Origin of the sequence: Caldimonas caldifontis, from assembly GCF_002930615.1 — a bacterium.
GTDB lineage: Bacteria > Pseudomonadota > Gammaproteobacteria > Burkholderiales > Burkholderiaceae_C > Caldimonas > Caldimonas caldifontis.
The window spans coordinates 162,975-189,304 of the sequence record NZ_PSNX01000004.1 but is presented as its reverse complement, the minus strand read 5'-3'; the positions used below and the strand labels follow the sequence as shown (position 1 = coordinate 189,304).

The following is a 26,330-nucleotide window of genomic DNA, read 5'->3' as shown; positions in this document are numbered from 1 at the left end:
GCCCTATTGTCCCAGGGTGTCGAAACGCCGCTCCACCTCGTCGGCAAAGCGCTCGATGAACATGAGGGCTCTCACCTGGCCGGCGGCGGCAGTAGCATCGCCCCGATCGTCCAGCAGGGCCTGCAGCGCAGCGAGCCGCTGTTCACGCTCGGCCTGCACCTCGTCGGACAGCGCCTGCAAAGCGGCCTCGTCGTGCGCGTCGTCCAGCGCCTCGCGCCAGGCCATCTGCTGCATCAGGAAGTCGGCCGGCATCGCCGTGTTGTGGTGGGCGTCGATCGGTGCTCCGCGCAGCTCGCACAGGTAGGCGCCCCGGCGCAGCGGATCCTTGAGGCGGTGGTAGGCCTCGTTGACACGCACCGCCCACTGCATGGCCACCCGCTGGGCCGCCGGGCCTTCGGCCGCAAAGCGGTCGGGATGCACGCGGGCCTGCAGCGATTTCCAGCGCGCGTCCAGTTCTGCACGGTCGAGTGCATGCCGCTGCGGCAGCTCGAACAGATCGAAATCATTGGCCTGGAGATTCATGCACCATCCACGGAAACAAGACAAGGGCCGCGCCGCCATTGGCGGGACGCGGCCCGAGGATCGACTTCAGAAGCGGGCTCAGATGCGGAAGGATTCCCCGCAGCCGCACCGGTCCTTCTCGTTCGGGTTGTTGAACTTGAAGCCCTCGTTCAGCCCCTCACGCACGAAATCGAGCTCGGTACCTTCCAGGTAGGGCAGGCTCTTCGGGTCGATCAGGATCTTGACGCCGTGGCCTTCGAAGACATGATCCTCGGGTGCCACCTCGTCGGCGTACTCGAGCTTGTAGGCCAGGCCCGAGCAGCCGGTGGTCTTCACGCCCAGGCGCACCCCCACCCCCTTGCCGCGACGGCTCAGGTAGCGGGTCACGTGGCGGGCTGCCGCCTCGGTCAGGGTCACGGCCATGGCGTCAGTGAGTCTGCTGGGCGGTGGTCGAAGCGCCGGCCTTGGCCTTGTAGTCGCTCACCGCCGCCTTGATCGCATCCTCGGCCAGGATGGAGCAATGAATCTTGACCGGCGGCAGCGCCAGTTCCTCGGCGATCTGCGTGTTCTTCAGGTTCATCGCCTCGTCGAGCGTCTTGCCCTTGACCCATTCGGTCACGAGTGAGCTCGATGCGATGGCCGAACCACAGCCATAGGTCTTGAAGCGGGCATCCTCGATCACGCCGGTGGCGGGGTTCACCTTGATTTGCAGCTTCATCACATCGCCACAGGCGGGAGCGCCCACCATGCCGGTGCCCACATTGGAGTCGCCCTTCTCGAAGGAACCCACGTTGCGCGGATTCTCGTAATGGTCGATGACTTTGTCGCTGTATGCCATGGTCGCTCTCCTACTGCTCTTGTTCGCTCAATGCGCTCGATCAATGGGCGGTCCACTGGATCGTGCTGAGATCCACGCCGTCCTGGTACATCTCCCACAGCGGGGACAGTTCACGAAGCTTGGCCACCCGGTCCTTCAGCGTGGCCACCGCGTAATCGATCTCTTCCTCGGTCGTGAAACGGCCGATGGTCATGCGCAGGCTCGAATGGGCCAGTTCATCGCTGCGGCCCAGGGCGCGCAGCACATAGCTGGGCTCCAGGCTGGCCGAGGTGCAGGCCGAGCCCGAAGACACGGCGATGCCCTTGATTCCCATGATCAGCGACTCGCCCTCGACGAAGTTGAACGAGGCGTTCACGTTGTGCGGCACGCGCTTTTCGAGGTGGCCGTTGATGAAGACCTGCTCGATGTCCTGGATCCCCTTGAGCAGGCGCTGCTGGAGCATGCGGATGCGTTCGAGTTCGGTCCCCATCTCTTCGCGGGCGATGCGGAAAGCCTCGCCCATGCCGACGATCTGGTGCGTGGGCAGCGTGCCCGAGCGCATGCCGCGCTCATGGCCGCCGCCGTGCATCTGGGCTTCCAGGCGCACACGCGGCTTGCGGCGCACGTACAGGGCCCCGATGCCCTTGGGGCCGTAGGTCTTGTGCGAGGCCAGGCTCATCAGGTCCACCGGCAGACGGGCCAGATCGATTGCCACCTTGCCCGTGGCCTGGGCGGCATCGACGTGAAAGATGATGCCGCGCTCGCGGCAGATCGCCCCAATGGCCGCGATGTCCTGGATCACGCCGATCTCATTGTTCACGAACATCACCGAGGCCAGGATGGTGTCCGGGCGCAGCGCATCCTTGAAGCGGTCGAGATCGAGCAGGCCGTCTTCCTGCACATCGAGATAGGTCACCTCGAAGCCCTGGCGCTCGAGTTCGCGCATGGTGTCGAGCACGGCCTTGTGCTCGGTCTTCACCGTGACCAGGTGCTTGCCCTTGCCCTTGTAGAACTGGGCGGCGCCCTTGATCGCCAGGTTGTTGGATTCGGTGGCCCCGGAGGTCCAGACGATCTCGCGCGGGTCGGCGCCGATGAGCTCGGCCACCTGGGCCCGGGCCTTCTCGACGGCTTCTTCGGCCTCCCAGCCCCAGGCGTGGCTGCGCGAGGCCGGGTTGCCGAAATGCTCACGCAGCCAGGGGATCATCGCGTCCACCACGCGAGGGTCCACCGGCGTCGTGGCGCCATAGTCCATGTAGATCGGGAAATGCGGGGTCATGTCCATCGTGTGTGCTCGAAACCCGGGGCTCTGCGGCCCCTGTCGGCAGGAAAAGGCTTACTTCGAGAAGGCGTTGCCCAGGGCAAACACCGAATTCGGCGCGTTCACCTTGATCGGCTTGACGACCGGCTGGCTGGAAATGGCGCGCTTGACCGGCTGCTCCTCGATCGACACGCCGCGGGCGAGCTGGTCTTCCACCAGCTTGCGCAGGGTGATGGAGTCGAGGTACTCGATCATCTTGGCGTTCAGGCTCGCCCACAGGTCGTGCGTCATGCAGCGGCCCTGGTCGTCACCCATGCAGTTTTCCTTGCCACCGCAGCCGGTGGCGTCGATGGGTTCGTCCACGGCCACGATGATGTCGGCCACGGTGATGTCCTCGGCCTTGCGGCCCAGCGAATAGCCGCCGCCGGGGCCGCGGGTGCTTTCGACCAGTTCATGGCGACGCAGCTTGCCGAACAGTTGCTCCAGGTACGACAAGGAGATCTGCTGACGCTGGCTGATGGCGGCCAGGGCCACCGGCCCTTGATGCTCGCGCAGGGCGAGGTCAATCATGGCGGTGACGGCAAAGCGGCCTTTGGTGGTAAGACGCATGTCGAACTCCTTGTACTGTCCACCCCTGGGGGTGATCGGTTGAACCCAAAACGGCTTGTGGCCCGGGTTAACCCTCGGATGAATCCGAGTGATTTACTCGATTATGCCTGAAGCCTAGTTTTTTGGTCAAGTTTGGGTCCGGAAGTTCCCTAGGGTCGATGAGGCCAGCGCCCACCGATCCGCCCCCTCTTGCGGTCACGACCGCAGCGGCACGATGTGGTCGCCGCCGGCGGCGCCGAAGGCCTGTTCCTTGAGCAGTGCCAGCTGGTCGCGCACGCGGGCGGCCTTCTCGAATTCGAGATTGCGCGCGTGCTCGAGCATCTGCTTTTCCAGCTGCTTGATGCGCTTGCCCAGGTCCTTTTCAGACAGGGTCTCGACTTCGGCCGCAGCCTGGGCGGCCTTGAGGTCGTCCTTGCCGGATTTCTCGGAGTAGACCCCGTCGATCAGCTCCTTGACCTGCTTGACCACACCACGCGGGGTGATGCCGTGGGCTTCATTATGGGCCAGCTGCTTGGCGCGGCGCCGCTGCGTCTCGTCGATGGCGCGCTTCATCGAGTCGGTGATCTGGTCGGCATAGAGGATGGCCTTGCCGTCGAGGTTGCGCGCCGCCCGGCCGATGGTCTGGATGAGCGAGCGCTCCGAGCGCAGGAAGCCCTCCTTGTCGGCATCGAGGATGGCCACCAGCGACACCTCGGGGATGTCCAGGCCCTCGCGCAGCAGGTTGATGCCCACCAGCACGTCGAAGGCGCCCAGGCGCAGGTCGCGGATGATCTCGACACGCTCGACGGTATCGACGTCGGAATGCAGATAGCGCACCTTGACGCCGTTGTCGGCCAGGTAGTCGGTGAGCTGCTCGGCCATGCGCTTGGTGAGCGTGGTGATCAGCACGCGCTGACCGGCTTGCACCCGCAGACGGATCTCGCCCAGCACGTCGTCCACCTGGTGGGTGGCCGGTCGCACCTCCACCTCCGGGTCGATCAGCCCGGTGGGGCGCACCACCTGCTCGACCACCTGGCCCGAAGTGCGCTGTTCGTAGTCGGCCGGGGTGGCCGACACGAACACGACCTGTCGCATCTTGGTCTCGAACTCCTCGAACTTCAGCGGCCGGTTGTCCAGCGCCGAGGGCAGCCGGAAGCCGTACTCGACGAGCGTGGTCTTGCGGGCGCGGTCGCCGTTGTACATGCCGCCCAGCTGGCCGATGAGCACGTGGCTCTCGTCCAGGAACATGAGCGAATCGGGCGGCAGGTAGTCCACCAGCGTGGGCGGCGGGTCGCCGGGGCGGGCGCCAGAGAGGTGCCGGGTGTAGTTCTCGATGCCTTTGCAGTGGCCCACCTCCTGGAGCATCTCCAGGTCGAAGCGGGTGCGCTGCTCCAGGCGCTGAGCCTCCACCAGCTTGCCAGCCTTGACCAGCTCATCGAGCCGCTGGCGCAGTTCTTCCTTGATGGTCTCGATGGCCGCCAGCACGCGCTCGCGCGGCGTCACATAGTGGCTGCTCGGGTAGACCGTGAAGCGCGGGATCTTCTGGCGGATGCGGCCGGTGAGCGGGTCGAAGAGCTGCAGCGACTCGACCTCGTCGTCGAAGAGCTCGATGCGGATGGCCAGTTCGGAGTGTTCGGCCGGGAAGACGTCGATGGTGTCGCCACGCACGCGGAAGGTACCGCGCGAGAAGTCGGTCTCGTTGCGCTGGTACTGCATGCGGATGAGCTGGGCGATCACGTCGCGCTGGCCCATCTTGTCGTGCACGCGCAGCGTCATCACCATCTGGTGGTAGTCGCTGGGATTGCCGATGCCGTAGATGGCTGAGACGGTGGCCACGATGACCACGTCCCGACGCTCGAGCAGGCTCTTGGTGGCCGACAGGCGCATCTGCTCGATGTGTTCATTGATCGAGCTGTCCTTCTCGATGAAGAGATCGCGCTGCGGGACGTAGGCCTCGGGCTGGTAGTAGTCGTAGTAGCTGACGAAGTACTCCACCGCATTGCGCGGGAAGAATTCACGGAACTCGCTGTAGAGCTGGGCCGCCAGCGTCTTGTTGGGTGCGAACACGATGGCCGGCCGCCCCAGGCGGGCGATCACATTGGCCATGGTGAAGGTCTTGCCCGAGCCGGTCACGCCCAGCAGGGTCTGAAAGCTCAGGCCGTCGCGCACCCCTTCGACCAGGGCCTCGATGGCCGCGGGCTGGTCACCCGCCGGCGGATAAGGCTGATAGAGCTGGAAGGGCGAGTCGGGAAAGCAGACGAAACGCGACTCGTCCGGGCTGTCCACGGCGGTGGCGACTTCGGCGTTGTGGGCAAGGCTCACGTCGTTCATGGGCAACCTAGAATGCGGGTTTTCCCCTGCTGCTGGGTGGCAGGGCAAGTTTGCGAGCGTAGCCCAGATCGGAATTTCCCTCTACTGACAAGGACAGAGCATGTCTTCCCTCTTTGCCGCCGTCGAGATGGCGCCCCGCGACCCCATCCTGGGGCTGAACGAGCAATTCAACGCCGACCCGAATCCGGCCAAGGTCAACCTGGGCGTGGGCGTCTACTACGACGACAGCGGCAAGCTGCCCCTGCTGCAGTGCGTGGCCGCCGCGGAAAAGCAGATGCTGGAAGCCCCCAAGGCGCGCGGCTACCTGCCCATCGACGGCATTGCCGCCTATGACAAGGCCGTGCAGGGGCTGGTCTTCGGCGCCGACAGCGAGGCCGTGAAGGCCGGGCGCATCGCCACCGTGCAGGGCCTGGGCGGCACGGGCGGGCTGAAGATCGGCGCCGATTTCCTGAAGAAGCTCAACCCCAAGGCCCGGGTACTGATCAGCGACCCGAGCTGGGAGAACCACCGCGCGCTCTTCGAGAACGCCGGCTTCGAGGTGGGCACCTATCCCTATTACGACGCGGCACGCCGCGGTGTCAACTTTGACGGCATGCTGGCCGCGCTGAAGGCCGCCCCGGCGGGCACCATCGTCGTGCTGCATGCCTGCTGCCACAACCCCACCGGCTACGACCTCACCCCCGCCCAGTGGACCGAGGTGATCGCTGCCGTGAAGTCGGCTGGCCTGGTGCCCTTCCTGGACATGGCCTACCAGGGCTTTGGCGACGGCATCGCCGAAGACGGCGCAGTGATCGGCCAGTTCATGGCGGCCGGGCTCGACTTCTTCGTCTCGACCTCGTTCTCCAAGAGCTTCTCGCTGTACGGCGAGCGCGTGGGGGCGCTCAGTGTGGTGTGCGAGAGCCGTCAAGAAGCCGACCGCGTGCTCAGCCAGCTCAAGCGTGTGATCCGCACGAACTACTCGAACCCGCCCACCCATGGTGCCCAGGTGGTGGCCACGGTGCTGACCACACCCGCCCTGCGCCAGCTCTGGGAAGAGGAACTGGCCGGCATGCGCAAGCGCATCAAGGAAATGCGCACAGCCCTGGTCGAGCGCCTGAAGGCTGCCGGCGTCACGCAGGACATGGGCTTCATCACCCAGCAGCGCGGCATGTTCAGCTACTCGGGCCTGAGCCAGGCGCAGATGCAGCGCCTGCGCAGCGAGTTCGGCGTCTATGGTGTCGATTCCGGCCGCATCTGCGTGGCTGCGCTCAACAGCAAGAACATCGACTACGTGGCCGGCGCAATCGCCAAGGTGATCTGACCTCCCCAGCCCCCGCTTGGGGGTGCATAGGCCCCGGCTGATCCCCGGGGCCTTTGTCCGCTTGGGTGTCACCTTGGTGACACCCAAGGCCCGATGCGCTGAATTGGTGCGATTTCACCGCGTTTGTGCGCGTTTGCCCCAAGGATCGGAGCAGGCACGATCGGTCCGGTATGCCTAGAATGATGCAGCGCAACAACCCACGTTGCGCCATCCAGGCCACCCGCCAACATCCTGATCGAAGAGGGCCGCATGCTGTACCAGATCTACGAGACCCAACGGGCTCTGCTCAGTCCCTTTTCCGAGTTCGCCAGCGCCGCTGCCAAGCTCTACAGCCATCCGCTGTCGCCGTTCACCCACGTGCCCCTGGCCGACCGCATGTCGGCCGGCCTGGACCTGATGCACCGGCTGTCCAAGGAGTACGAGAAGCCCGAGTTCGCCATCCACACCGTCAAGGTCGATGGTGTGGACGTGGCGGTGCAGGAGCAGGTGCCGCTGACCAAGCCCTTCTGTCGCCTGGTGCGCTTCAAGCGCTTCACCGATGAAGGTGCGCTGCTGGAGAAAATGAAGAAGCAGCCGGTGGTGCTGGTGGTGGCGCCGCTGTCGGGCCATCACGCCACACTGCTGCGTGACACGGTGCGCACGCTGCTGCAGGACCACAAGGTGTACATCACCGACTGGATCGACGCGCGCATGGTGCCGGTGGAGGCCGGCCCCTTCCACCTGGACGACTACGTCGAGTACATCGAGGAGTTCATCCGCTTCATCGGGCCGGACGTGCATGTCATCTCGGTGTGCCAACCCACCGTGCCGGTGTTCGCCGCCATCTCGCTGATGGCCAGCCGCGGCGAACGCACACCGCGCTCGATGACGATGATGGGCGGCCCCATCGACGCCCGGCGCTCGCCCACCGCGGTGAACAACCTGGCGATGAACAAGAGCTACGAGTGGTTCGAGCACAACGTGATCTACCGTGTGCCGCCGAACTACCCCGGCGCCGGTCGCCGTGTCTACCCCGGCTTCCTGCAGCACACCGGCTTCGTGGCGATGAACCCGGACCGCCATCTGAGCTCGCATTACGACTACTTCATGGACCTGATCCGCGGCGATGACGAAAGCGCCGAGGCTCACCGAGCCTTCTACGATGAATACAACGCGGTGCTGGACATGCCGGCCGAGTACTACCTGGACACGATCAAGACCGTGTTCCAGGACTTCGCGCTGGTCAACGGCACCTGGCGCGTGCGCGGCGAACTTGTGCGCCCACAGGACATCCGCACCACGGCCCTGCTGACGGTGGAGGGCGAGCTTGACGACATCTCCGGCGCCGGCCAGACCCAGGTGGCGCACGAGCTGTGCACCGGCCTGCCCAAGGAGGAGCAGCCCCACTTCACCGTGCCCGGCGCCGGCCACTACGGCATCTTCTCGGGCAAGCGCTGGCGCAAGCTGGTGTATCCGGTGGTGCGCGACTTCATCCAGCAGCACGAGCTGCACCCTCTGGAAGCCTCTGCGGCGTCAGCCCGCAAAGCCCCGGTCACGCGCCGCAAGACCACCTCGGTGACGTGAACCCGGTCCGCGCCGAAGACATCGACGCCCTGTTGCCGCAGACGCAGTGCACGCGCTGCGGCTACCCCGACTGCGCCCGCTACGCCCAGGCCATCGCTGCGGGACAGGCCGACATCAACCAGTGCCCGCCAGGAGGCGCCGAAGGCATCGCCCGCCTGGCCGCCCTCACCGGCCGCCCCGCCCAGCCCCTGTCAGCCGCGCACGGTGTGGAGGGCCCACGCCTGCTGGCCGTCATCGACGAAGCCTGGTGCATCGGCTGCACGCTGTGCATCAAGGCGTGCCCCGTGGACTGCATCATCGGCACGCACAAGCAGATGCACACGGTGATCGACGCCCAATGCACGGGGTGTGAGCTGTGCGTGCCGGTCTGCCCGGTGGATTGCATCTCCCTCACGCCGGTGACCACGGCCACCGGCTGGGCCGCCTGGAGCGAACCCCAGGCCCGCGAGGCCCGCCACCGCTACGACTGGCACCAGGAACGGCTGGCCCGGGATGCCCGCGAGCACCAGGCCCGGCTGGAGGCGAAGGCCCAGCACAAGCTCGAGCACCTGGAAACCGAGACCCGGCTGACCGACCCGGCGCAGATCGAGCGCAAGCGCTCGGTGATCGAGGCGGCCCTGGCCAAGGCCCGACAACGGCGCAGCGGCTGAAGCCCTGCCGAGGCACAATCGCGGCCCATGAAGCCGCAAGACGTCGACGCCTTCTTCGCCACCCTCCAGGCCGCCAACCCGCAGCCCAACACCGAGCTGGAATACACCAGCGTGTTCGAGCTGCTCACCGCCGTGCTGCTCTCGGCCCAGGCCACCGACGTGGGCGTGAACAAGGCCACGCGCAAGCTCTTTGCCGTGGCCCACACGCCGCAGCAGATCCTGGCCCTGGGCTACGACGGCCTGTGCGGCTACATCAAGACCATCGGGCTGTACCGCAACAAGGCCAAGCACCTGCTGGAGACCTGCCGCATCCTCGTGGAACGTCACGGCGGCGAGGTGCCGCGCACCCGCGAGGCCCTTGAAGCCCTGCCCGGCGTGGGCCGCAAGACGGCCAACGTCGTGCTCAACGTGGCCTTCGGCGAGCCGACGATGGCCGTGGACACGCACATCTTCCGTGTGAGCAATCGCACCGGTCTGGCGCCGGGCAAGACGCCGCTGGCGGTGGAGATGAAGCTGCTGGAACGTGTGCCGCCGCGCTACCTGGTGGACGCCCACCACTGGCTGATCCTGCACGGGCGCTATGTGTGCCTGGCGCGCCAGCCGCGCTGCTGGCAGTGCCAGGTGGCGCGCTACTGCGACTTTTCGCCCAAGACACCGGCGCCGGCAGCGCGCTGAGCGAGCTCCAACGCCTTGCCATGCGCCGGCGCAGCCGGCCAGCGTGCCGCCGTGGCCGGCAACGGCCGTCCCTGCGCCAGATGCCAGGCCGTCGTGATCCAGCCCCCATGCGTGACGACATAGCGCCGCTGCCCTGCGCATTCGGCCAGGAACTCGGCACAGCGCTGCGCAAGACCGTCCAGACTCTCGCCGCCGCCCGGACGATGGAACCGCAGGTCCTCGCACCAGGCATCGATGGCATCCATGGGGATCTCTGCCCAGGCCCGTCCATCCCAGTCGCCAAAGTCCAGCTCGCGCAGCCGGTCGTCGATGTGGTGGCGCCAGCCCCAGGACGACAGGCACTCGCCCACGGCACGGCAGCGCTGCAGTGGCGAGGTCCACACCTCCCGCGGGCCAGCCTCGCGTCGGGCCCACAGGCGGATGCGATGCGCCAGGCGACGGGCGCGGCGTGGGTCGACGGGCAGGTCGGTGCGCCCCAGGCACAGACCCTGCGCCCCCTCAGGTCGAGGATGGCGCCACAGGCGCACGCTCAGATCCATCGCAGGCTTGCCACCAGGGCCAGGTAAAGCGCCAGCTCCGAGAGCTGCTGCGCCGCGCCCAGCCCGTCGCCGGTGTAGCCCCCGAGTCGGTGGCGCAGCCAGCGGCCGCACCACAGGCCGGCCAGCGCGGCGGCGGCCAGGGCAACGGCCAGCACCCATGGCGGCAGGAAGAACGCCGCCCCCATCGCCGCCAACGCCGCCCAGCCCAGCGCCACGGCCCAGCCGAGGCCGGACAGCTGCGTGGCCAGGGGCTTGGCCTTGGCATGCTCCGGGTCGCCGCCATAGGGCAGCGCCCGGATCAGGCCGACGGACACGGTGCGCGAGACGGTGTGCCCCAGCACCAGGGCCACCGGCACCCACGCGATGGGCAGGCTCGCCAGGCTGGCCGCCTTCAGGCCGAGCATCATCACCAGGCCCACCGTGCCATAGGTGCCGATGCGTGAATCCTTCATGATGGCCAGCGCCCGCTCGCGACTGACCGCACCGCCCAGGGCATCGCAGGTGTCGGCCCAGCCGTCTTCGTGGAAGCAGCCGGTCATCCACAGGCTCGCCACCATCGCCAGTCCGACGGCCATGACCGACGGCAGCAGCAGCGCGGCCAGCAGGAACACCGCGGCACTGAAGGCGCCCACCAGCGCCCCCACGAGCGGGAAGTGCCGCGCACTGGCCTGCAGCCATTCGGGCGCGTAGCCGACGCGGGCCACCCAGGCACGCGGCAGCGGGATGCGGGTGAAAAACTGCCAGGCGATCGCGACCAGCCGCAGTTCGTGGCCGAGTCCGTTCATGAACGGTCGCTCACCCCGGCCGACTCGAAGCTGGCCATCTCGGCCAGCAGCTTCACGCTGGAGACGATGAGCGGCCAGGCCAGAGCCGCGCCCGAGCCCTCGCCCAGGCGCAGGCGCAGGTCCACCAGCGGCTCGGCGCCCAGATGATCGAGCATGCGGCGGTGGCCGGACTCCTCGGAGCGATGCGCGAACACGCAGTAGTCGAGCACCTGGGGTGCGAGGGCATGGGCCACCACCACGGCCGCCCCGGTGATGAAGCCGTCCACCACCACCAGGCGCCGCTCGTGGGCGGCCTGCAGCACCGCGCCGGTCATCATCGCGATCTCGAAACCGCCCAGGGCAGCCAGCGCGTCCAGCGGCGACACGGCCGCCGCGTTGGCCTGCAGGGCACGTTCCAGCACGGCGCGCTTGTGCGCCAGTCCGGCATCGTCGAGCCCGGTGCCACGGCCCACGCATTCGGCCAGCGGCACTCCGGCCACGCGCGCGAGCAGCAGCGCCGCGGCCGAGGTGTTGGCAATGCCCATCTCGCCCAGTAGCAGCACATTGCCGGGCAACCCCCGCACCACCTCGATGCCAGCCTGCAGCGCGGCCCAGCACTGTGTGGACGTCATCGCGGGCCCGGCGCTGGCATCGGCCGTGCCGGGGCCGATCTTGCGGATCAGCAACCCCTCGCGCGGGGCAAAGTCATGCGCCACACCGGCGTCCACGACGCTGAGCGCCAGGCCGTGCTGGCGTGCCAGCACACTGACGGCGGCCCCCCCGGCGAGGAAGTTCTCGACCATCTGCCAGGTGACGTCGCTGGGAAAGGCCGACACCCCCTGGCGCGCCAGACCATGGTCGCCCGCGAAGACCACTAGCTGAGGATCGCGCAGGGCGGGCGCCTCGCTGGCTTGCACGAGGCCGATCTGCAACGCCAGGCTTTCGAGCCGGCCGAGCGACCCCAGCGGCTTGGTCTTGCGGTCCAGCCGGTGCTGCAGGCGCTCGCGCAGTGGAGCATGCTCGATGGGTTGGATGCGGGGCAGGTCGGCAGGGGTCATCTGCGGCTTTCGGGCAAGGGTTTCAATGTCAGGGGCAGCCCCGCCACCATGAGGGTGACACGGCGTGCCTGTTCGGCCAGTTGCTGGTGCAGCCGTCCCAGGGCATCGACGGTGCGGCGCGTCTCGGCCCCCAGGGGCATGACGCCCAGGCCGATCTCGTTGGAGACGAAGAGCACCCGGCCGGCCAGGCCCGGCAGCACCGCGAGCAACGCATCGGCCTCGGCCTTCGCGTCGCGCGCCGGCACGCCCGGTGGCGGACACAGATGCTGAGCCAGCCACAGCGTGAGGCAATCCACCACCACGCAGCGGCCTTCGCCAGCCTGCGCCTGCAGGGTGATCGCCAGGGCGAGATCGGCATCGGGCAGCTCCAGGCTGGCCCAAGACGCCGGCCGGCGCGCGCGATGCTGGGCAATGCGCTCGCGCATCTCATCATCGCCCGCCCAGGCGGTGGCGATGTAGGTGACACGAGCACCGTCGCGCTCGGCCTCGAGGGCCAGGGCTTCGGCGTGACGGCTCTTGCCCGAGCGGGCGCCGCCGAGGATGAGATGGATGTCGGGGACGGACCCCATGCCAGGCTCCCGGGATTGAGTGCGCCTCAGGGCCACGGGTCGGACCCGCAGCGAGCGGCATTGTAGGTGGCCACCGGGCGCAGGGAGCGGCCTACAATGGTCTGCACAAGGACGGCCTGCCCATGTCTACCATCGATGAACTTGCGGATCGCATCGAGCGCCTGCTGTTGCGCCACGAGGAACTCAAGCGCACCAACGAGTTGCTGCAGCAGCAGCTCGGTCAGGTGAGCCATGAGCGAGACAGCCTGCGCCAGCGCCTGAACACGGCCCGCGCGCGCATCGATGCCCTGCTCGAGCACCTACCGGCCGATGCGAACAGCCCCACGCGCGAAAGCGAGGAGCGCTCATGAAGCAGATCGAAGTCACCATCATGGGCCAGAGCTACATCCTGGGCTGCGCCGACGGCGGCGAAGCGGCTTTGCTCGAAGCCGTGAACGCCGTCGACCGCGAGATGTGTGCCATCCGTGACGCCGGCAAGGTCAAGGCGCGCGAGCGCATCGCTGTGCTGGCCGCACTGAACATTGCCTTCGAATTGGCCGCCCGGCCTGCTGCTGCGGCGCCTGTCGCAGCCCCTTCGGCCCCGGGCGAAGCCTCACACGGCGACGACCCAGCCCTGCGTGCGCTGGTCGCGCGCCTCGACGAGGCGCTGGGCCAGGACGGCCGCCTGTTCTGACGCCGGGACGGGCGTAGAATGACGACGTCCGTCGCGTTCGCGGGAGTTTTATATTTCCTTGAACCGATGCTCATTGAGCTTGGGCCTGGAACATTGCCTGGTGGGTGTGATCGTCTCGCGTCAGACGAACCCGAAGCCTTGCTGACCTCGCCCACCTGAATCCCCTGGGTTCAGGAATGCGGCTCTCGGCTCGCGGCGGACACCCCGCCCGCCGTTCCCTCGCCCATGCCGCAAGAACAACAACAGTACTGGCTCATGAAGAGCGAGCCGGACGAATGTTCGATCGATGACCTCGCCGCTGCCCCCGGGCAGACCGTGCCATGGACCGGCGTGCGCAACTACCAGGCGCGCAACTTCATGCGCGATGCGATGCGCATCGGCGACGGTGTGCTCTTCTACCACTCGTCCTGCCCGCAACCGGGCATTGCCGGCCTGGCCGAGGTGGCTGGCCCACCCTACCCCGACCCCACGCAATTCGACCCGGCGAGCCCCTACCACGACCCGAAATCGCGCCCCGAGGCGCCGCGCTGGCTGCTGCGCGACGTGAAGCTGGTGCGCAAGACCCGGCTGCTGTCGCTCAAGGAGATGCGTGCGCGCCCCGAGCTGGCCACGATGCGCGTGCTCCAGCCGGGCAACCGTTTGTCCATCACCCCCGTCACCCCTGAGGAATGGCGGGCCGTCCTTGCCTTGCTGGAGGTGTCTTGAATCTCGAATGGCTGTTCATCGTCGAGCTGCTGGTGCTCGGCTGTTTCACCGGTTTTCTGGCAGGCCTGCTGGGCATTGGCGGGGGGATGCTGCTGGTGCCCTTCCTCACTTTCCTGCTCACGCAGCGCGGCGTGGACGGGCAGTTCGCGGTCAAGATGGCGATTGCCACCTCGATGGCCACCATCCTGTTCACCTCCATCTCGAGCGTGCGGGCCCACCACAAGCGGGGCGCCGTGCGATGGGATCTGGTGCGTGGCCTGGCGCCAGGCATCGTGCTGGGGGGCCTGCTGGCGGGTGCGGGTGTCTTTGCGATGCTCAAGGGCCAGTGGCTGGCCCTCTTCTTCGCGGCCTTCGTGGGCTTTTCGGCCACACAGATGCTGCTGGACAAGAAGCCCAAGCCCACGCGGCAGATGCCCGGCGCGCCCGGGCAGGTCGCGGCCGGCGGTGTGATCGGCTTCCTGTCGGGCCTGGTGGGCGCCGGTGGAGGCTTCGTCTCGGTGCCCTTCATGACCTGGTGCAACGTGACCATCCACAATGCCGTGGCCACGAGCGCCGCCCTGGGCTTTCCCATTGCCCTGGCCAATGTCGCAGGCTATGTGATCGGTGGCTGGTCGCTCACCCCGGCTCTGCCGGGGGCCTTCGGTTTCCTCTATCTGCCGGCGCTCGTGCTGATCGCCGCAGCCAGCGTGCTGTTCGCCCCGCTGGGTGCCCGTGCGGCGCACGCGATGAACGTGAAGCAGCTCAAGCGCGCGTTCGCCTTCCTGCTCTACGGGCTGGCAGCCTACATGCTCTACAAGGGACTGGCCGGCTGAGGCCGGCGGCGCGCATCAGGCGGCCACCCGCTCCGGCGGGAAGAAGGGAATCGCGGCCAGCACCACCCCGTTGCCACCGCGCTGCTGGGCGGTGGCCAGGGCGCGCTCGGCCAGGCGCAGCAGCCCCGGCAGTTCGTCGCTGGTGTGGGGAAAGCTGGCCACCCCCATCGACACCGTGAAGCGCACGTCCTGACCGTCCTGCATGACGATCTGGGCCTCGCACTGGCGGCGCACGCCTTCCATTCGGGCATGGGCCGTGGCCAGGCCCACCCCGGACAGCAGCACCGCAAAACGGTCGATGCCGATGCGGCAGGGGGCATCCATCGCCCGGGTGTTGCCCCGCAGCAGCTGACCCAGCGCCTGCAGGCAGCGATCGGCCGCCTGCTGGCCATGGCGTGCCACGAGGTCCTCATGGTCATCGACCTGGATGGCCACCAGGGCGAACTCCCGGTGCTCACGCGCTGACAGGTCCACTTCGCGGCGCAACTGCTCATCGAAGTGGCGCCGGTTGTAGACCCCGGTGAGCGCATCCCGCACGCCCTGATCCTTGAGCTCCTGGCGCAGGTCCTCGTTCTGGCGCTGCTGCTGCTCCAGCAGGTTGAGCGCATGCCTGAGCTGGGCCTGGGTGCGGCGCAGTTCGCTGAAATCGAGCCACAGGCCGGCCAGGCCCACGCCCTGCCCTTCAAGCGGCACGGCCAAGCGGGTGCACACCAGATCGCGGGAGGTGAGTTTCTCCTCGCGCTGCAGCGGCAGGCGCTGGGCACGCGCCGCATCGTCGCCGTCCTTCAGGACCGCAGCGGCCTCGGCATCGAGGAGCTCCTCGTCGGTGTGGCCCAGGACTTCCTGGACGGAGTGGCCCAGCACCGCCGCGGCCGCCGCATTGACGAAAAGGTAGCGCCCCTGTGCATCCTTCGCGTAGACGCCGGTGGGCAATTGTTCGCAGGCCGCCTGCAGCAGCTGCACCAGGCCTTCCGGCCCGAGACCACTGGCCTGCGCCTGGGCCAGCACATGGGCAAGCGGCTCACCGGTGGCGGAGAGGGGGCTGTCTGGCATGGACGAGTGGGGCGGCCGGGGCCGCACGAAGCCGGCGATCAGGTCGGTCATGAAGCTGGGTACTGCTGATGAGCGGGGATCCCGCCCTTTGGGGGATTGTGACCCCTTCCGGAGCATCCGGGCCAGTCCGGACCCCCCCTATTCGCGGCATGGGCGTGGCACGGCTCACACCAGGAGCCGGTCGAGGCTGTGCTCATAGCGCTCGGTGAGCTGGTCCAGCCGCTCCAGCAGGATCTCGCTGGCCCTGGCCACCGCGACCCGCCCCTGCGTCGCGCCTGCCTGGTGAGCGCCGTCGAGCAGGGTGACCCAGCTCTGATGGGCCGACGCCAGAGCTGCGCGCAGTTCGCCATCGGCCAGCGGCAGCCCCTCCAGATAGGCCTGCGCTTCTTCGAAGGCCTTCTGCGTCGCCACGGCGTCGGCCAGGGCGCCCTGGCCCGCAGACCCCGGCAGAAGATGGGCGAGCAGCACCTGTTTGGCCAGGCGTTGTGACAGCATGCGCTGGCGACCCGCCACATTGATCACGTGCAGGGTCGCCGCCGCAGAGGCCTGCTCCAGCACCGCGGTGAGGCGTTCGGCCTGCTCCAGCAATTCCTGCGCCAGCGCGTCGATGTCGGCAAGGGTCGCCAGCCTCGGCTCGGTCTCGATGCTGGGGCGCAGCTGGGACCAGGTGCCCTGCACCGCCGACAGCAGATCGCCGAAGCTGGGCGCAGACAGGCTGCGCCCCAGAAACGCCAGGTTGTCATCGATGCGTCGCGCGGACTGCGCCAGCCGTTCGAGGCTGTCATCGGGCTCGATCCCAGCCCCTGCGAGGGCATAGAGCTTCACCAGTCGCTGCGACAGCATGCGCAGCTGGCCTGCGCGGTTCACCGCCTCGCCGTGACGGGCGGCATCGATGAGTTGCAGCGACACCTGACCGACGCGCCGGTTGCCCTGCATCGACGCGCGACGCAAAGCCCGGAATGCCTCGTCTTCGCTCATGCGGGTCGCGCGCATCAGCAGCCCCTTGGCGCGGTCCACGAGCTTGCGTTCCTCGAAGCGCTGCCGCAACTCGTCCAGCGTGCGGCGCAACGTACCTTCTCGGTCGAAGCGCAGTCGGGCGAGCTGCCACTCCACGCGCAGCCGGGACCGGTCGTAGTTCTGCACCACACAGCCATGGACCCCCGCCTCCAGGGCCAGGGACAGCCGCTCCACATCACCGTCCGACGTGAACAGGAGCACAGGCAGGGCCTGTGTGTCTCGCAGCTGGTTCAGGCTGCGAAGTGCTGGCTCGTCCAGTCGCTCGATCCACGCCACCACGCCGACGGGTGCCAGGCGCACGGCATCGCGCACCAGCGTGTGGCAGTCGCAGGCACCAAGGACGTGAAAGCCGACCGCCGTCAGGTCGGCGGACAAGGCCTGCGCACGCGCCTCGTCCTCGCTCAGCACGAGGACGGCGTAAGGGCGGGACACGGCAGCGTTCAGAGGACAGCTCCCAGGACATCATCACGGGGCCGCAAGCATAGACCAGGCCGAGCCGCCGCACGGGATGCGCCTGGCACGCTTGTTGCTGCAATGCAGCACCGGGGTGCAACGCCGCACCCAGACCGTGCATCGCACCGACGGTCATGCGCATGATGCCGTGCGCAATGCTGTGCCTCCCATCCCGCCGTCTCCTGGCCGCGGGTTCACTGAGGCTCGCCATGTCCGGCTCCACGACCTTCCTGAAATCAGGCCACTGGCCGACGCTGTTCGCGTCCTTCCTCTATTTCGATTTCTGTTTCGCCATCTGGGTGCTCAATGGCGCCATGGGCCCGTTCATCGGCGAAAGCTTCGGGCTGAGCCCGGCGCAGCAGGGCTTCATGATTTCCGTGCCCATCCTCGCCGGCGCGTTGATGCGCTTCCCGCTGGGTGTGCTGGCCCAGTACATCGGTCGCAAGAACGCCGCGATGGTGGAAATGGGCCTGATCGTGCTGGCGCTCACCTATGGCTACTTCTTCGTCAACAGCTACGACAGCGTGCTGGCCATGGGCGTGCTGCTGGGCATCGCCGGCGCGAGCTTCGGTGTGGCCTTGAGCCTGGGCAGCGGCTGGTACCCGCCGCGCTACAAGGGCCTGGCCATGGGCATCGCCGGCGCTGGCAACTCCGGCACGGTGCTGGCCGTGATGTTCGCCCCGCCGCTGGCCACTCATTTCGGTTGGCAGACCGTCTATGGTCTTGCCGCCTTCACCATGCTGCTGCCCATGGCGGTGATGTGGTGGGCAGCCAAGGAGCCGCCGGATCGCGAGCACCAGACCTTCCGTGAACACATCTCCTGCCTGTTCGAGAAGGACGGCTGGGCCTTCAGCCTGATCTACATCGTCACCTTCGGTGGCTTCATCGGCCTGGCCAGCTTCCTGCCCACCTACTTCTACGACCAGTTCAAGGTCACCAAGGTCGAAGCCGGCCAGCTCACGATGCTCGCCACACTGATGGGCTCGGCCGTGCGGGTGCTGGGCGGCTACGTGTCCGACCGCGTGGGGGGCGTCACCACGCTCACCGGCGTGCTGGCCATCGTCAGCGTCACGCTGGTGCTGTGTGGCCTGGCGGGCAGTTCCGTGGTGATCACCACCCTGCTCTTCATGCTGTGCTTTGCGGCCCTGGGTGCCGGCAACGGTGCGCTCTTCCAGCTCGTGCCGCTGCGCTGGCCGATCACCACGGCCGTGGCCGGTTCGATGATCGGCGAGGTAGGTGCCCTGGGAGGCGGTTTCCTGCCCAATGCCATGGGGCTGTCGAAGCACTACGCCGGCACCTACTTCTGGGGCTTTCTCTCGTTTGCCTTGCTGGCGATCGGGATGCTGGTGATGCTGCGCATCGTGCAGATCCGCTGGACGCGTACCTGGGCGGAAAAAGGCGGACGGGCCCGTGTGGTGCCCGCGCCGACCTCGCCGCCAGACTACGGACGCGCGCACATGCGCGGCGTGGCGAAGTAGAGGGAGGCGGTCATGGCCGACTCATCGTGGCAGGAACAGCAGCCACACGATCAGCAGCGCGTTGAAGAGCAGCGACACGACCAGCGCGATCTTCCACAGCACGGCCGGATCGCGCGCCACCAACGGTGTGCTGCCGTGTGCCGGCAACGGGCGCGAGGCGCCGCGCTCGAGGGCGAGCGCAAATTCCTCAGCCGTCTCGAAGCGCAGCTTGGGGTCGCGCGCGACGGCCTTGAGCAGCACGTGATCAAGCCAGATGGGCACGTCGGGCCGCACCTGCGAGGGCGCACGCGGATCGCGGCGGAACCGCGCGAGTTGGTAGGGCTCGATCTCGCCATACGGCAGGCGCCCCGTCAGGGCCTGGTAGAGCGTGACCCCCAGCGCGTAGAGGTCGCTTCCGGCGTCTGCGCGGACCGGGTCGTCGGGCTGCCATTGCTCGGGGTTGATGTAGCTCGGGGTGCCGGCATGCAGACTGCGTGCCGCCTCGGGCTCGCGGCCCGAGACGGCCACGCCGAGGTCGAGCAGGCGCCACTGACCATCGTCGCCGCGGTGCAGGTTGGCCGGCTTGATGTCGCGATGGATCACCCCCTGCCGGTGCAGGCGGCCCAGAGGCTTGAGGACGGCGCGACCGGCGTCCACGACCTCGCTCACGTCGAGGCGGCGACCGTCCTCGATGAGCTGCTCCAGCGTCTGCCCGCTGTGCCAGTCATAGACGACGTAGAAAGCGCTCGGGTCCTCGAGTTCGTGCACGCGCACCAGGCCGGCCTGCCCATCACGGGCGACACGGCTGCCAAGCCAGGCCTCGTGCGCCAGCATCGCCCGCTCCTGCGGATCGCTCGCCCGTGCCTCGTGGAGGGCCTTGATCGCCACCAGGGCCTGCGTCGCCACGCTGCGCGCCTGATAGAGCCGATGCACACCGTTGTCGGCCAGCATCGCGGTGATGACGTAGCCATCCAGCAAGTCCCCCACGCGCAGCTTCGGCGGCACTGGCAATTGACGGCCGCGCAGCAACAGATCCTCCAGACGCCCCGCCGCAAGCCCGGCCACACGGATCACCAGGGCCGTGGCGTTGTCGCGGCTGCCGGCCTTCAGGGCTGCCTCCACCAGCGCCTCGCTGGCGGCCTGAGCCGAACCTTCGCGTGCCCGCGCGGCCAGTTCGCGCCGGCGCAGCACGCCATGCACGCCGTCGGTGGTGAGCACGAACACGTCGCCCCGGTGCAGTTCGCCCTGGCTGTAGTCGACGCGCACATGATCGTCCAGGCCGATCGCCCGCGACAAGGCGTGACGCAGGTCGGGGTGATCGAAGCTGTGATCCTGGCTGAGCTGGATGCACTCGCCCCCACGCAGCAGCCAGGCCCGGGTGTCGCCCACGTGCGCCAGGGTGTAGCTGTGTCCCCGCAGCACCAGCGCCGTGAGCGTGCACATGGCGGTGCCTTCGCCGCTGCGGCGCCGGTTGTGGCCGGCCAGCCAGGCGTTCTGCGCGCTGATGAGCCGATCCAGCGCCACCGTGGTGTCCCAGGTTTCCGGCACACCGTGAAAGTCCTGCACGAGGCTCATCACGGTGGTCTGCGCGGCCAGTCGCCCCTGCCCCCCGCTGGACACGCCATCGGCCACGGCAGCGATCAGCCCTCGCGCCTCATCATGGGGCGCCGGACGCACCACCGCGGCGAAGTCCTCGTTGTCTTCCCGCGGGCCTCGGGCACTGGCATAACCGATGTCGACCTCGAAGCTCATGAACTGGCGGGCCCTGGGCCCCAGGCAGTGAAGGCACGGCACTGTTCCCCAAAGTGCGGCATCTGGCAAGCCCCGACGCGGTGCATGCGGCCTGAGGCTTGCACCTTTCTTGTTGGCACCTCCCTTGCTATTTCGGCCAAGGGGGCCTTTCTCACGGAGCTCGGCACATGAAGAAGATGAAACTGGTGATGGTGGGCAACGGCATGGCCGGCGTGCGCACCCTGGAGGAACTGCTGAAGATTGCGCCCGATCTCTACGAGATCACGGTCTTCGGTGCCGAGCCCCATCCCAACTACAACCGCATCGCGCTGTCGCCGGTGCTGGCCGGCGAGCAGACGCTGGAGGAGATCATCCTCAATCCGGAGTCGTGGTACGAGGAAAACGGCATCACCCTGCACCTGGGCAGGAAGGTGGTGGACATCGACCGCAGCCGCCGCATCGTGCGCGCCGAGGATGGCACCGAGGCCGCCTACGACCGCCTGCTGCTGGCCACCGGCTCCAACCCCTTCATCCTGCCGGTGCCCGGCAAGGAGCTTGACGGCGTGATCGCCTACCGCGACATCTCCGACACCAACGCCATGATCGAGGCCGCCGCCAGGTACAAGCACGCAGTCGTGATCGGCGGTGGCCTGCTGGGTCTGGAGGCCGCCAACGGCCTGATGCTGCGCGGCATGCAGGTGAGCGTGGTGCACATCGCCCCCTGGCTGATGGAGCGCCAGCTCGATGAGGTAGCCGGCAAGCTGCTGCAGAAGTCACTGGAAGAACGCGGGCTCAAGTTCCTGATCGGGGCCCAGACGCAGGCGCTGATCGGCGGCAAGGACGGCCGGGTGATGGCGGTGCAGTTCAAGGATGGCACCGAAGTGCCCGCCGATCTGGTGGTGATGGCCGCGGGCATCCGGCCCAACACCGAGCTGGCCGAGAAGATCGGCATCCACTGCCACCGCGGCATCGTCGTCACCGACACGATGCAGACGGTCACCGACCCGCGCATCTACGCCGTGGGCGAGTGCGCGGCCCACCGTGGCATCGCCTACGGCCTGGTGGCCCCGCTTTTCGAGCAGGGCAAGGTCTGCGCCACGCACCTGGCGCAGTTCGGCATCGGCCGCTACCTGGGCTCGCAGGTGTCCACCAAGCTCAAGGTCACCGGCATCGACCTCTTCTCGGCCGGCGACTTCATGGGAGGCGAAGGCACCGAGGAGATCGTGATGAGCGACCCCTACGGCGGGGTGTACAAGAAGCTCGTCATCAAGGACGACAAGCTGGTGGGCGCCTGCCTGTACGGCGACACCGTCGATGGTTCGTGGTACTTCAAGCTGCTGCGGGAGGGTCGCACCATCCACGACATCCGCGACCGGTTGATGTTCGGCGAATCCAACATCGGCGACACCGGGCACGAAGGCCACAACAAGGCCGCGGCCATGGCCGACGGCGACGAAGTCTGCGGCTGCAACGGCGTGACCAAGGGCGCCATCTGCAAGGCCATCAAGGACAAGGGCCTGTTCACGCTGGAGGAGGTGCGCAAGCACACCAAGGCGAGTGCCTCCTGCGGTTCCTGCACCGGCCTGGTCGAGCAGCTGCTGATGTTCACCGCCGGCGGCGACTACTCGGCCACACCGAAGAAGAAGGCGATGTGCGGCTGCACCGACCACAGCCACGAGGAAGTGCGCCAGGCCATCCGCACGCCGCTGGCCGACGGGAGCAAGCTGCTCACCATCGACGGCGTGATGCGCCACCTGAACTGGCGTACACCCAACGGCTGCTCGACCTGCCGTCCGGCGCTGAACTACTACCTGATCTCCACCTGGCCCAAGGAGGCGCAGGACGATCCTCAGTCACGCTTCATCAACGAACGCAGCCACGCCAACATCCAGAAGGACGGCACCTACTCCGTGGTCCCGCGCATGTGGGGTGGCGAAACCACGGCCGACGAACTGCGCCGTATCGCCGACGTGGTGGACAAGTACAAGATCCCCACCGTCAAGATCACCGGCGGCCAGCGCATCGATCTGCTGGGCGTGAAGAAGGAAGACCTTGTCAACGTGTGGAAGGACATCGGCATGCCCTCGGGCCATGCCTATGCCAAGGCCCTGCGCACCGTGAAGACCTGCGTGGGCAGCGAGTGGTGCCGCTTCGGCACCCAGGACAGCACGCAGATGGGCAAGGACCTGGAGCGGGCGCTGTGGCGCATGTATGCGCCGCACAAGGTCAAGCTGGCAGTGAGCGGTTGCCCCCGCAACTGTGCCGAGTCCGGCATCAAGGACGTCGGCGTGATCGGCGTCGATTCCGGCTGGGAAATCTACGTCGCCGGCAACGGCGGCATCAAGACCGAGGTGGCGCACTTCTTCACCAAGGTGAAGACCGCCGAGGAGGTGCTGGAGGTCAGCGGTGCCTTCCTGCAGCTCTACCGCGAAGAAGGCTGGTACCTGGAACGCACCTGCCACTACGTGGGCCGCGTCGGGCTGGACTACGTCAAGAAGAAGGTGCTCGACGACGCCGAGGGCCGCAAGGCCCTGTGGGCGCGGCTGCAGTTCTCTCTGGACGGCGAACCCGATCCCTGGTTCGAGTTCGACAAGGCCAAGGTCGATACCCGGCAATTCGATGCGCTGAGTGCCTGAGCAAACGGAGTCCCACATGAGTCAATGGAAACCCATCTGCCGCGTCGACGACATCCCCGTGCTGGGGTCGCGCCGCGTGCAACGCCCCACCGGATGCGCGGTGGCCGTCTTCCGCAATGCCGAGGACCAGGTCTTCGCGCTGCTGGACCGCTGCCCGCACAAAGGCGGCCCCCTGAGCCAGGGCATCGTCTTCGGCACCAGTGTGGCCTGCCCGTTGCACAACTGGACCATCGGCCTGGACGACGGCTGTGCCAGGGAGCCCGATCAGGGTTGCACGCAGGCCTTCACGGTCAAGGTCGAGGCCGGCCAGGTCTATCTGGACGTGGACGAACTGAACTCCCTGGCCCTCGACGAGGTGAAGGCGGCGGCATGACACAGGCGGCGGTCCGGGAGATGCGCTCCACCTGCCCCTACTGCGGGGTGGGCTGCGGCGTGATCATCGAGTCTCAGGGGGAGCAGATCACCGGCGTGCGAGGCGACCCGGATCACCCGGCCAACTTCGGCCGCCTGTGCACCAAGGGCAGCACCCTGCACCTGACTGCCAGCACGCCCGTGGCGCTGCAGACCCGGCTGCTGCAACCCCAGCGACGCACGCAGCGCGGCGAGGTGCCGCATGCGGTGAGCTGGGACACCGCCCTGACAGACGCCGCCGACCGCTTCGCCGACATCATCGACCGCCACGGCCCCGATGCCGTGGGCTTCTACATCTCGGGCCAGCTGCTGACCGAGGACTACTACGTCTTCAACAAGCTCGCCAAGGGCCTGATCGGCACCAACAACGTCGACACCAACTCGCGCCTGTGCATGAGCAGCGCCGTCGCAGGCTACAAGCTCACGCTGGGGGCCGATGCCCCACCCTGCAACTACGAGGACATCGACCACGCCGAGGTGATCTTCATCGCGGGCTCCAACACAGCCTACGCTCACCCCATCCTTTTTCGGCGCATCGAGGATGCCAAACGCGTCAACCCGCGGCTCAGGATCATCGTGGCGGACCCACGCCGCACCGAAACGGCCGAGTTCGCCGATCTCTACCTGCCCATCCAGCCCGGCACCGATGTGGCCCTGTTCCACGGCATGCTGCACGTGCTGCTGTGGGACCACCTGATCGACCCGGCCTACATCGCGGCCCACACCACGGGCTTCGACGCTCTCAAGCGCCGCGTGATGGACTTCCACCCGAAGGAGGTCGCCCGGCTGTGTGGCATCGAAACCGCCGCACTGATGGAAGCGGCCCACTGGTTCGGCCAGTCGAAGGCCACACTGTCGCTGTACTGCCAGGGGCTGAACCAGAGCAGCAGCGGCACGGCCAAGAACGCGGCCCTCATCAATCTGCACCTGGCCACCGGGCAGATCGGCAGGCCGGGGGCCGGCCCCTTCTCGCTCACCGGCCAGCCCAATGCCATGGGCGGGCGCGAAGTGGGGGGGCTGGCCAACCTGCTGTCGGCCCACCGTGACCTCGCCAACCCCGAACACCGCGCGGAAGTGGCGCGTCTGTGGGGTGTGACGGACGTCCCGGCCACACCGGGCAAGACGGCGGTCGAGATGTTCGAAGCGGCCGCGCGCGGCGAGATCAAGGCCCTGTGGATCGCCTGCACCAACCCGGCCCAGTCCATGCCCGACCAGGCCACCGTGCGCCGGGCGCTGCAGCGCTGCGAGTTTGTCGTGGTGCAGGAAGCCTTTGCCACCACCGCCACCTGCGCTTACGCCGACCTGCTGCTGCCGGCCACCACCTGGGGCGAAAAGGACGGCACCGTCACCAACAGCGAACGTCGCATCAGCCGCGTGCGCCCCGCCGTGGCCGCCCCCGGCGAGGCCCGGCACGACTGGTGCGCGGTGGTCGATTTCGCCCGCCGCCTGGAGGCCCGTCTGCCCGAGCGTCTGAACGGCCGGCCCACCCTCTTCCCCTACGACACGCCCGAAGCCATCTGGAACGAACACCGGGAAAGCACGCGCGGCCGCGACCTGGACATCACCGGCCTGAGCTACGCCGAACTCGAGCGCGCGCCGCAGCATTGGCCCTGTCCCGAGGGTCAGGCCCCGCGCGCCCGTCTCTACGAAGACGGCCGTTTCCCCACACCGGATGGGCGCGCGCGCTTCGCCGACGTGGCCTATGCACCGCTGGCCGAACCGCGTGATGCCCGCTACCCCTTCAGCCTCACCACCGGACGGCTGCGCGACCACTGGCACGGCATGAGCCGCACCGGTCTGCTGGGGCGCCTGTTCGGCCACGTGAGCGAACCGGCCGTGCAATTGCACCCGCAGGACATGGAACGCCGCGGGTTGAAGGACGGCGACCTGGTGCACCTGACCTCGCGGCGCGGCTCCATCGTGCTGCCGGCCCAGGGCAGCGCGCAGGTGGGTCTGGCGCAAGCCTTCGTGGCCATGCACTGGGGCGAAGAGTTCGTCTCGGGCTGCGGCAGCACCGGCGAACGCCTGACCGGTGTCAATGCCTTGACCACGCCCGCCTTCTGCCCCAGCTCCAAGCAGCCGGAGCTCAAGCACACCGCCGTGAAGGTGCTCAAGGCGGAATTGCCCTGGACGCTGCTGGGCGCCGCCTGGCTCCCGTCCAGCCAGGCCCATCGGGCGCTCGCGGCCCTGCGGGCGCTGATGCCGGTCTTTGCCTATGCCACCTGTCTGCCCTTCGGCCGGGAGCCCAACGACCGTGGCGTGCTGGGGGTGCTCTTTCGCGCCGCAGCCTACGAGGCCCCCGGTGAGGCCGTCCTGGCGCAGATCGAGGGCCTCCTGGGCCTGAGCGGCGCCGAAGTGCTGCGCTACGCCGACCGGCGCAAGGGCCAGCGCCGCGCGATGCGTCTGGCCCCGCGGGGCAACGGCAGCCCGGAGGCCCGGCTGGACGCCTTCGTGCTGGCCGGCGACACCCGTGCCGAGGGCTGGATCAAGGCCCTGCTGCAGGACGAATTGCCCGCCCAGGCCTATGGCCGTGCGCTGCTGGCGCCGGGCGCCCAGCCCCCTGCGGCTGTCGCAGCCCGCAGCCGCCAGGTCTGCACCTGCCTGAACGTGACGGAATCCGAGATCCTGGCCACGCTCTCGCAATGCCGCGGCAGCGCCGAGGAGCGCCTGGCCCGCTTGCAGGCCGAACGACGCTGCGGCACCCAATGCGGCTCCTGCGTGCCCGAACTGCGCCGCCTGGTGCGCACCGGCCTGCAGGCGGCGTGACAA

25 protein-coding genes and 1 other RNA gene are annotated in these 26,330 nt (G+C 67.9%); 13 read left to right on the top strand and 13 right to left on the bottom strand.

Annotation, left to right across the window (positions count from 1 at the left end):
- Positions 1–3 precede the first annotated feature (3 nt).
- From hscB to uvrB, 6 genes are all read right to left on the bottom strand, one after another.
- Positions 4–522 (bottom strand): Fe-S protein assembly co-chaperone HscB, encoded by a 519-nt coding sequence (hscB, locus tag C1704_RS06165; RefSeq protein ID WP_104301863.1) that lies wholly within the window; start codon positions 520–522, stop codon positions 4–6.
- 78 nt (positions 523–600) lie between these two features.
- Positions 601–924: an iron-sulfur cluster assembly protein IscA gene (gene iscA, locus C1704_RS06160; RefSeq protein WP_104301862.1), complete on the bottom strand. Its 324-nt coding sequence runs from the start codon at positions 922–924 to the stop codon at positions 601–603.
- A 4-nt stretch (positions 925–928) separates the two neighbouring features.
- A complete protein-coding gene (iscU, locus tag C1704_RS06155) occupies positions 929–1,339 on the bottom strand; it encodes a Fe-S cluster assembly scaffold IscU (RefSeq protein WP_104301861.1) in 411 nt (136 codons plus the stop codon).
- 40 nt (positions 1,340–1,379) lie between these two features.
- Positions 1,380–2,600 (bottom strand): IscS subfamily cysteine desulfurase, encoded by a 1,221-nt coding sequence (locus C1704_RS06150; protein ID WP_104301860.1) that lies wholly within the window; start codon positions 2,598–2,600, stop codon positions 1,380–1,382.
- 51 nt (positions 2,601–2,651) lie between these two features.
- A complete protein-coding gene (gene iscR, locus C1704_RS06145) occupies positions 2,652–3,185 on the bottom strand; it encodes a Fe-S cluster assembly transcriptional regulator IscR (protein WP_104301859.1) in 534 nt (177 codons plus the stop codon).
- Between the two features lie 195 nt (positions 3,186–3,380).
- A complete protein-coding gene (gene uvrB, locus C1704_RS06140) occupies positions 3,381–5,495 on the bottom strand; it encodes an excinuclease ABC subunit UvrB (RefSeq protein ID WP_104301858.1) in 2,115 nt (704 codons plus the stop codon).
- 100 nt (positions 5,496–5,595) lie between these two features.
- Here uvrB and C1704_RS06135 point away from each other — a divergent pair, with 100 nt between their 5' ends.
- The 4 genes from C1704_RS06135 to nth all read left to right on the top strand — a co-directional run bounded on the left by C1704_RS06135 (position 5,596) and on the right by nth (position 9,683).
- Complete coding sequence (locus tag C1704_RS06135) at positions 5,596–6,795, top strand: amino acid aminotransferase (RefSeq protein WP_104301857.1); 1,200 nt, start codon at positions 5,596–5,598, stop codon at positions 6,793–6,795.
- 249 nt (positions 6,796–7,044) lie between these two features.
- The gene (locus C1704_RS06130; protein WP_104301856.1) at positions 7,045–8,358 is read left to right on the top strand and encodes a polyhydroxyalkanoate depolymerase; all 1,314 of its coding nucleotides are present in this window, start codon (positions 7,045–7,047) and stop codon (positions 8,356–8,358) included.
- Positions 8,355–9,008, top strand: coding sequence for an electron transport complex subunit RsxB (gene rsxB / locus C1704_RS06125; RefSeq protein WP_104301855.1), 654 nt, complete (start codon positions 8,355–8,357; stop codon positions 9,006–9,008). Before C1704_RS06130 ends, rsxB begins: the two co-directional genes overlap by 4 nt.
- A gap of 27 nt (positions 9,009–9,035) precedes the next feature.
- Positions 9,036–9,683: an endonuclease III gene (gene nth, locus C1704_RS06120; protein ID WP_104301854.1), complete on the top strand. Its 648-nt coding sequence runs from the start codon at positions 9,036–9,038 to the stop codon at positions 9,681–9,683.
- Here the strand turns inward: nth and C1704_RS06115 are convergent.
- The 4 genes from C1704_RS06115 to cobU are packed head-to-tail and all read right to left on the bottom strand — an operon-like array spanning position 9,638 to position 12,613.
- Positions 9,638–10,222 carry a histidine phosphatase family protein gene (locus C1704_RS06115; protein WP_104301853.1) on the bottom strand — a complete coding sequence of 195 codons (585 nt, stop codon included), beginning with the start codon at positions 10,220–10,222 and terminating at the stop codon, positions 9,638–9,640. The genes nth and C1704_RS06115 overlap by 46 nt on opposite strands.
- Positions 10,213–11,007: an adenosylcobinamide-GDP ribazoletransferase gene (gene cobS, locus C1704_RS06110; protein ID WP_104301852.1), complete on the bottom strand. Its 795-nt coding sequence runs from the start codon at positions 11,005–11,007 to the stop codon at positions 10,213–10,215. Before cobS ends, C1704_RS06115 begins: the two co-directional genes overlap by 10 nt.
- Entirely contained in the window at positions 11,004–12,044 is a 1,041-nt protein-coding gene (gene cobT, locus C1704_RS06105; protein WP_104301851.1) for a nicotinate-nucleotide--dimethylbenzimidazole phosphoribosyltransferase, read from the bottom strand. Before cobT ends, cobS begins: the two co-directional genes overlap by 4 nt.
- On the bottom strand, positions 12,041–12,613 hold the full coding sequence (gene cobU, locus C1704_RS06100) for a bifunctional adenosylcobinamide kinase/adenosylcobinamide-phosphate guanylyltransferase (RefSeq protein WP_104301850.1): 573 nt from the start codon (positions 12,611–12,613) through the stop codon (positions 12,041–12,043). The genes cobT and cobU overlap by 4 nt, the downstream gene beginning before the upstream one ends.
- A 122-nt stretch (positions 12,614–12,735) precedes the next feature.
- On the opposite strand from cobU, the gene zapB reads away from it, so the two are divergent.
- From zapB to C1704_RS06075, 5 genes are all read left to right on the top strand, one after another.
- Entirely contained in the window at positions 12,736–12,963 is a 228-nt protein-coding gene (gene zapB, locus C1704_RS06095) for a cell division protein ZapB (protein WP_104301849.1), read from the top strand.
- Positions 12,960–13,286, top strand: a complete 327-nt coding sequence (locus tag C1704_RS06090) for a cell division protein ZapA (RefSeq protein WP_104301848.1) — start codon at positions 12,960–12,962, stop codon at positions 13,284–13,286. Before zapB ends, C1704_RS06090 begins: the two co-directional genes overlap by 4 nt.
- A gap of 24 nt (positions 13,287–13,310) precedes the next feature.
- Positions 13,311–13,490, top strand: a non-coding RNA gene (ssrS, locus tag C1704_RS06085) — 6S RNA.
- 21 nt (positions 13,491–13,511) lie between these two features.
- Positions 13,512–13,991, top strand: coding sequence for an EVE domain-containing protein (locus C1704_RS06080; RefSeq protein WP_104301847.1), 480 nt, complete (start codon positions 13,512–13,514; stop codon positions 13,989–13,991).
- A complete protein-coding gene (locus C1704_RS06075; protein ID WP_245876395.1) occupies positions 13,988–14,803 on the top strand; it encodes a sulfite exporter TauE/SafE family protein in 816 nt (271 codons plus the stop codon). Before C1704_RS06080 ends, C1704_RS06075 begins: the two co-directional genes overlap by 4 nt.
- Before the next feature lie 15 nt (positions 14,804–14,818).
- Here C1704_RS06075 and C1704_RS06070 read toward each other — a convergent pair whose 3' ends face one another.
- A complete protein-coding gene (locus C1704_RS06070) occupies positions 14,819–15,907 on the bottom strand; it encodes a sensor domain-containing diguanylate cyclase (protein ID WP_170064638.1) in 1,089 nt (362 codons plus the stop codon).
- Between the two features lie 114 nt (positions 15,908–16,021).
- The gene (locus tag C1704_RS06065; protein WP_104301844.1) at positions 16,022–17,305 is read right to left on the bottom strand and encodes a type IV pili methyl-accepting chemotaxis transducer N-terminal domain-containing protein; all 1,284 of its coding nucleotides are present in this window, start codon (positions 17,303–17,305) and stop codon (positions 16,022–16,024) included.
- A 230-nt stretch (positions 17,306–17,535) separates the two neighbouring features.
- Here C1704_RS06065 and C1704_RS06060 point away from each other — a divergent pair, with 230 nt between their 5' ends.
- Positions 17,536–18,804, top strand: coding sequence for an MFS transporter (locus C1704_RS06060; RefSeq protein WP_104301843.1), 1,269 nt, complete (start codon positions 17,536–17,538; stop codon positions 18,802–18,804).
- A gap of 21 nt (positions 18,805–18,825) precedes the next feature.
- On the opposite strand, the gene C1704_RS06055 is transcribed toward C1704_RS06060, so the two are convergent.
- Positions 18,826–20,535: a bifunctional protein-serine/threonine kinase/phosphatase gene (locus C1704_RS06055; RefSeq protein WP_104301842.1), complete on the bottom strand. Its 1,710-nt coding sequence runs from the start codon at positions 20,533–20,535 to the stop codon at positions 18,826–18,828.
- A 167-nt stretch (positions 20,536–20,702) separates the two neighbouring features.
- Here C1704_RS06055 and nirB point away from each other — a divergent pair, with 167 nt between their 5' ends.
- Genes nirB through C1704_RS06040 form a run of 3 tightly spaced genes read left to right on the top strand, consistent with a single transcriptional unit; the run spans position 20,703 to position 26,327 of the window.
- Positions 20,703–23,150 carry a nitrite reductase large subunit NirB gene (gene nirB, locus C1704_RS06050; protein WP_104301841.1) on the top strand — a complete coding sequence of 816 codons (2,448 nt, stop codon included), beginning with the start codon at positions 20,703–20,705 and terminating at the stop codon, positions 23,148–23,150.
- Between the two features lie 16 nt (positions 23,151–23,166).
- Positions 23,167–23,523 (top strand): nitrite reductase small subunit NirD, encoded by a 357-nt coding sequence (gene nirD, locus C1704_RS06045; RefSeq protein ID WP_104301840.1) that lies wholly within the window; start codon positions 23,167–23,169, stop codon positions 23,521–23,523.
- Complete coding sequence (locus tag C1704_RS06040) at positions 23,520–26,327, top strand: nitrate reductase (RefSeq protein ID WP_104301839.1); 2,808 nt, start codon at positions 23,520–23,522, stop codon at positions 26,325–26,327. The genes nirD and C1704_RS06040 overlap by 4 nt, the downstream gene beginning before the upstream one ends.
- Positions 26,328–26,330 lie beyond the last annotated feature (3 nt).

What these genes read in the sequence shown, in the direction of transcription:
- C1704_RS06055 (WP_104301842.1), bottom strand. Translation starts at nt 20,535, where the DNA reads ATGAGCTTCGAGGTCGACATCGGTTATGCCAGTGCCCGAGGCCCGCGG.
- cobS (WP_104301852.1), bottom strand. Translation starts at nt 11,007, where the DNA reads ATGAACGGACTCGGCCACGAACTGCGGCTGGTCGCGATCGCCTGGCAG.
- nirB (WP_104301841.1), top strand. Translation starts at nt 20,703, where the DNA reads ATGAAGAAGATGAAACTGGTGATGGTGGGCAACGGCATGGCCGGCGTG.
- zapB (WP_104301849.1), top strand. Translation starts at nt 12,736, where the DNA reads ATGTCTACCATCGATGAACTTGCGGATCGCATCGAGCGCCTGCTGTTG.
- C1704_RS06135 (WP_104301857.1), top strand. Translation starts at nt 5,596, where the DNA reads ATGTCTTCCCTCTTTGCCGCCGTCGAGATGGCGCCCCGCGACCCCATC.
- C1704_RS06070 (WP_170064638.1), bottom strand. Translation starts at nt 15,907, where the DNA reads ATGACCGACCTGATCGCCGGCTTCGTGCGGCCCCGGCCGCCCCACTCG.
- uvrB (WP_104301858.1), bottom strand. Translation starts at nt 5,495, where the DNA reads ATGAACGACGTGAGCCTTGCCCACAACGCCGAAGTCGCCACCGCCGTG.
- hscB (WP_104301863.1), bottom strand. Translation starts at nt 522, where the DNA reads ATGAATCTCCAGGCCAATGATTTCGATCTGTTCGAGCTGCCGCAGCGG.
- C1704_RS06115 (WP_104301853.1), bottom strand. Translation starts at nt 10,222, where the DNA reads ATGGATCTGAGCGTGCGCCTGTGGCGCCATCCTCGACCTGAGGGGGCG.
- iscU (WP_104301861.1), bottom strand. Translation starts at nt 1,339, where the DNA reads ATGGCATACAGCGACAAAGTCATCGACCATTACGAGAATCCGCGCAAC.
- nirD (WP_104301840.1), top strand. Translation starts at nt 23,167, where the DNA reads ATGAGTCAATGGAAACCCATCTGCCGCGTCGACGACATCCCCGTGCTG.
- C1704_RS06090 (WP_104301848.1), top strand. Translation starts at nt 12,960, where the DNA reads ATGAAGCAGATCGAAGTCACCATCATGGGCCAGAGCTACATCCTGGGC.
- nth (WP_104301854.1), top strand. Translation starts at nt 9,036, where the DNA reads ATGAAGCCGCAAGACGTCGACGCCTTCTTCGCCACCCTCCAGGCCGCC.
- cobT (WP_104301851.1), bottom strand. Translation starts at nt 12,044, where the DNA reads ATGACCCCTGCCGACCTGCCCCGCATCCAACCCATCGAGCATGCTCCA.
- C1704_RS06150 (WP_104301860.1), bottom strand. Translation starts at nt 2,600, where the DNA reads ATGGACATGACCCCGCATTTCCCGATCTACATGGACTATGGCGCCACG.
- C1704_RS06040 (WP_104301839.1), top strand. Translation starts at nt 23,520, where the DNA reads ATGACACAGGCGGCGGTCCGGGAGATGCGCTCCACCTGCCCCTACTGC.
- C1704_RS06060 (WP_104301843.1), top strand. Translation starts at nt 17,536, where the DNA reads ATGTCCGGCTCCACGACCTTCCTGAAATCAGGCCACTGGCCGACGCTG.
- iscR (WP_104301859.1), bottom strand. Translation starts at nt 3,185, where the DNA reads ATGCGTCTTACCACCAAAGGCCGCTTTGCCGTCACCGCCATGATTGAC.
- C1704_RS06130 (WP_104301856.1), top strand. Translation starts at nt 7,045, where the DNA reads ATGCTGTACCAGATCTACGAGACCCAACGGGCTCTGCTCAGTCCCTTT.
- C1704_RS06080 (WP_104301847.1), top strand. Translation starts at nt 13,512, where the DNA reads ATGCCGCAAGAACAACAACAGTACTGGCTCATGAAGAGCGAGCCGGAC.
- cobU (WP_104301850.1), bottom strand. Translation starts at nt 12,613, where the DNA reads ATGGGGTCCGTCCCCGACATCCATCTCATCCTCGGCGGCGCCCGCTCG.
- iscA (WP_104301862.1), bottom strand. Translation starts at nt 924, where the DNA reads ATGGCCGTGACCCTGACCGAGGCGGCAGCCCGCCACGTGACCCGCTAC.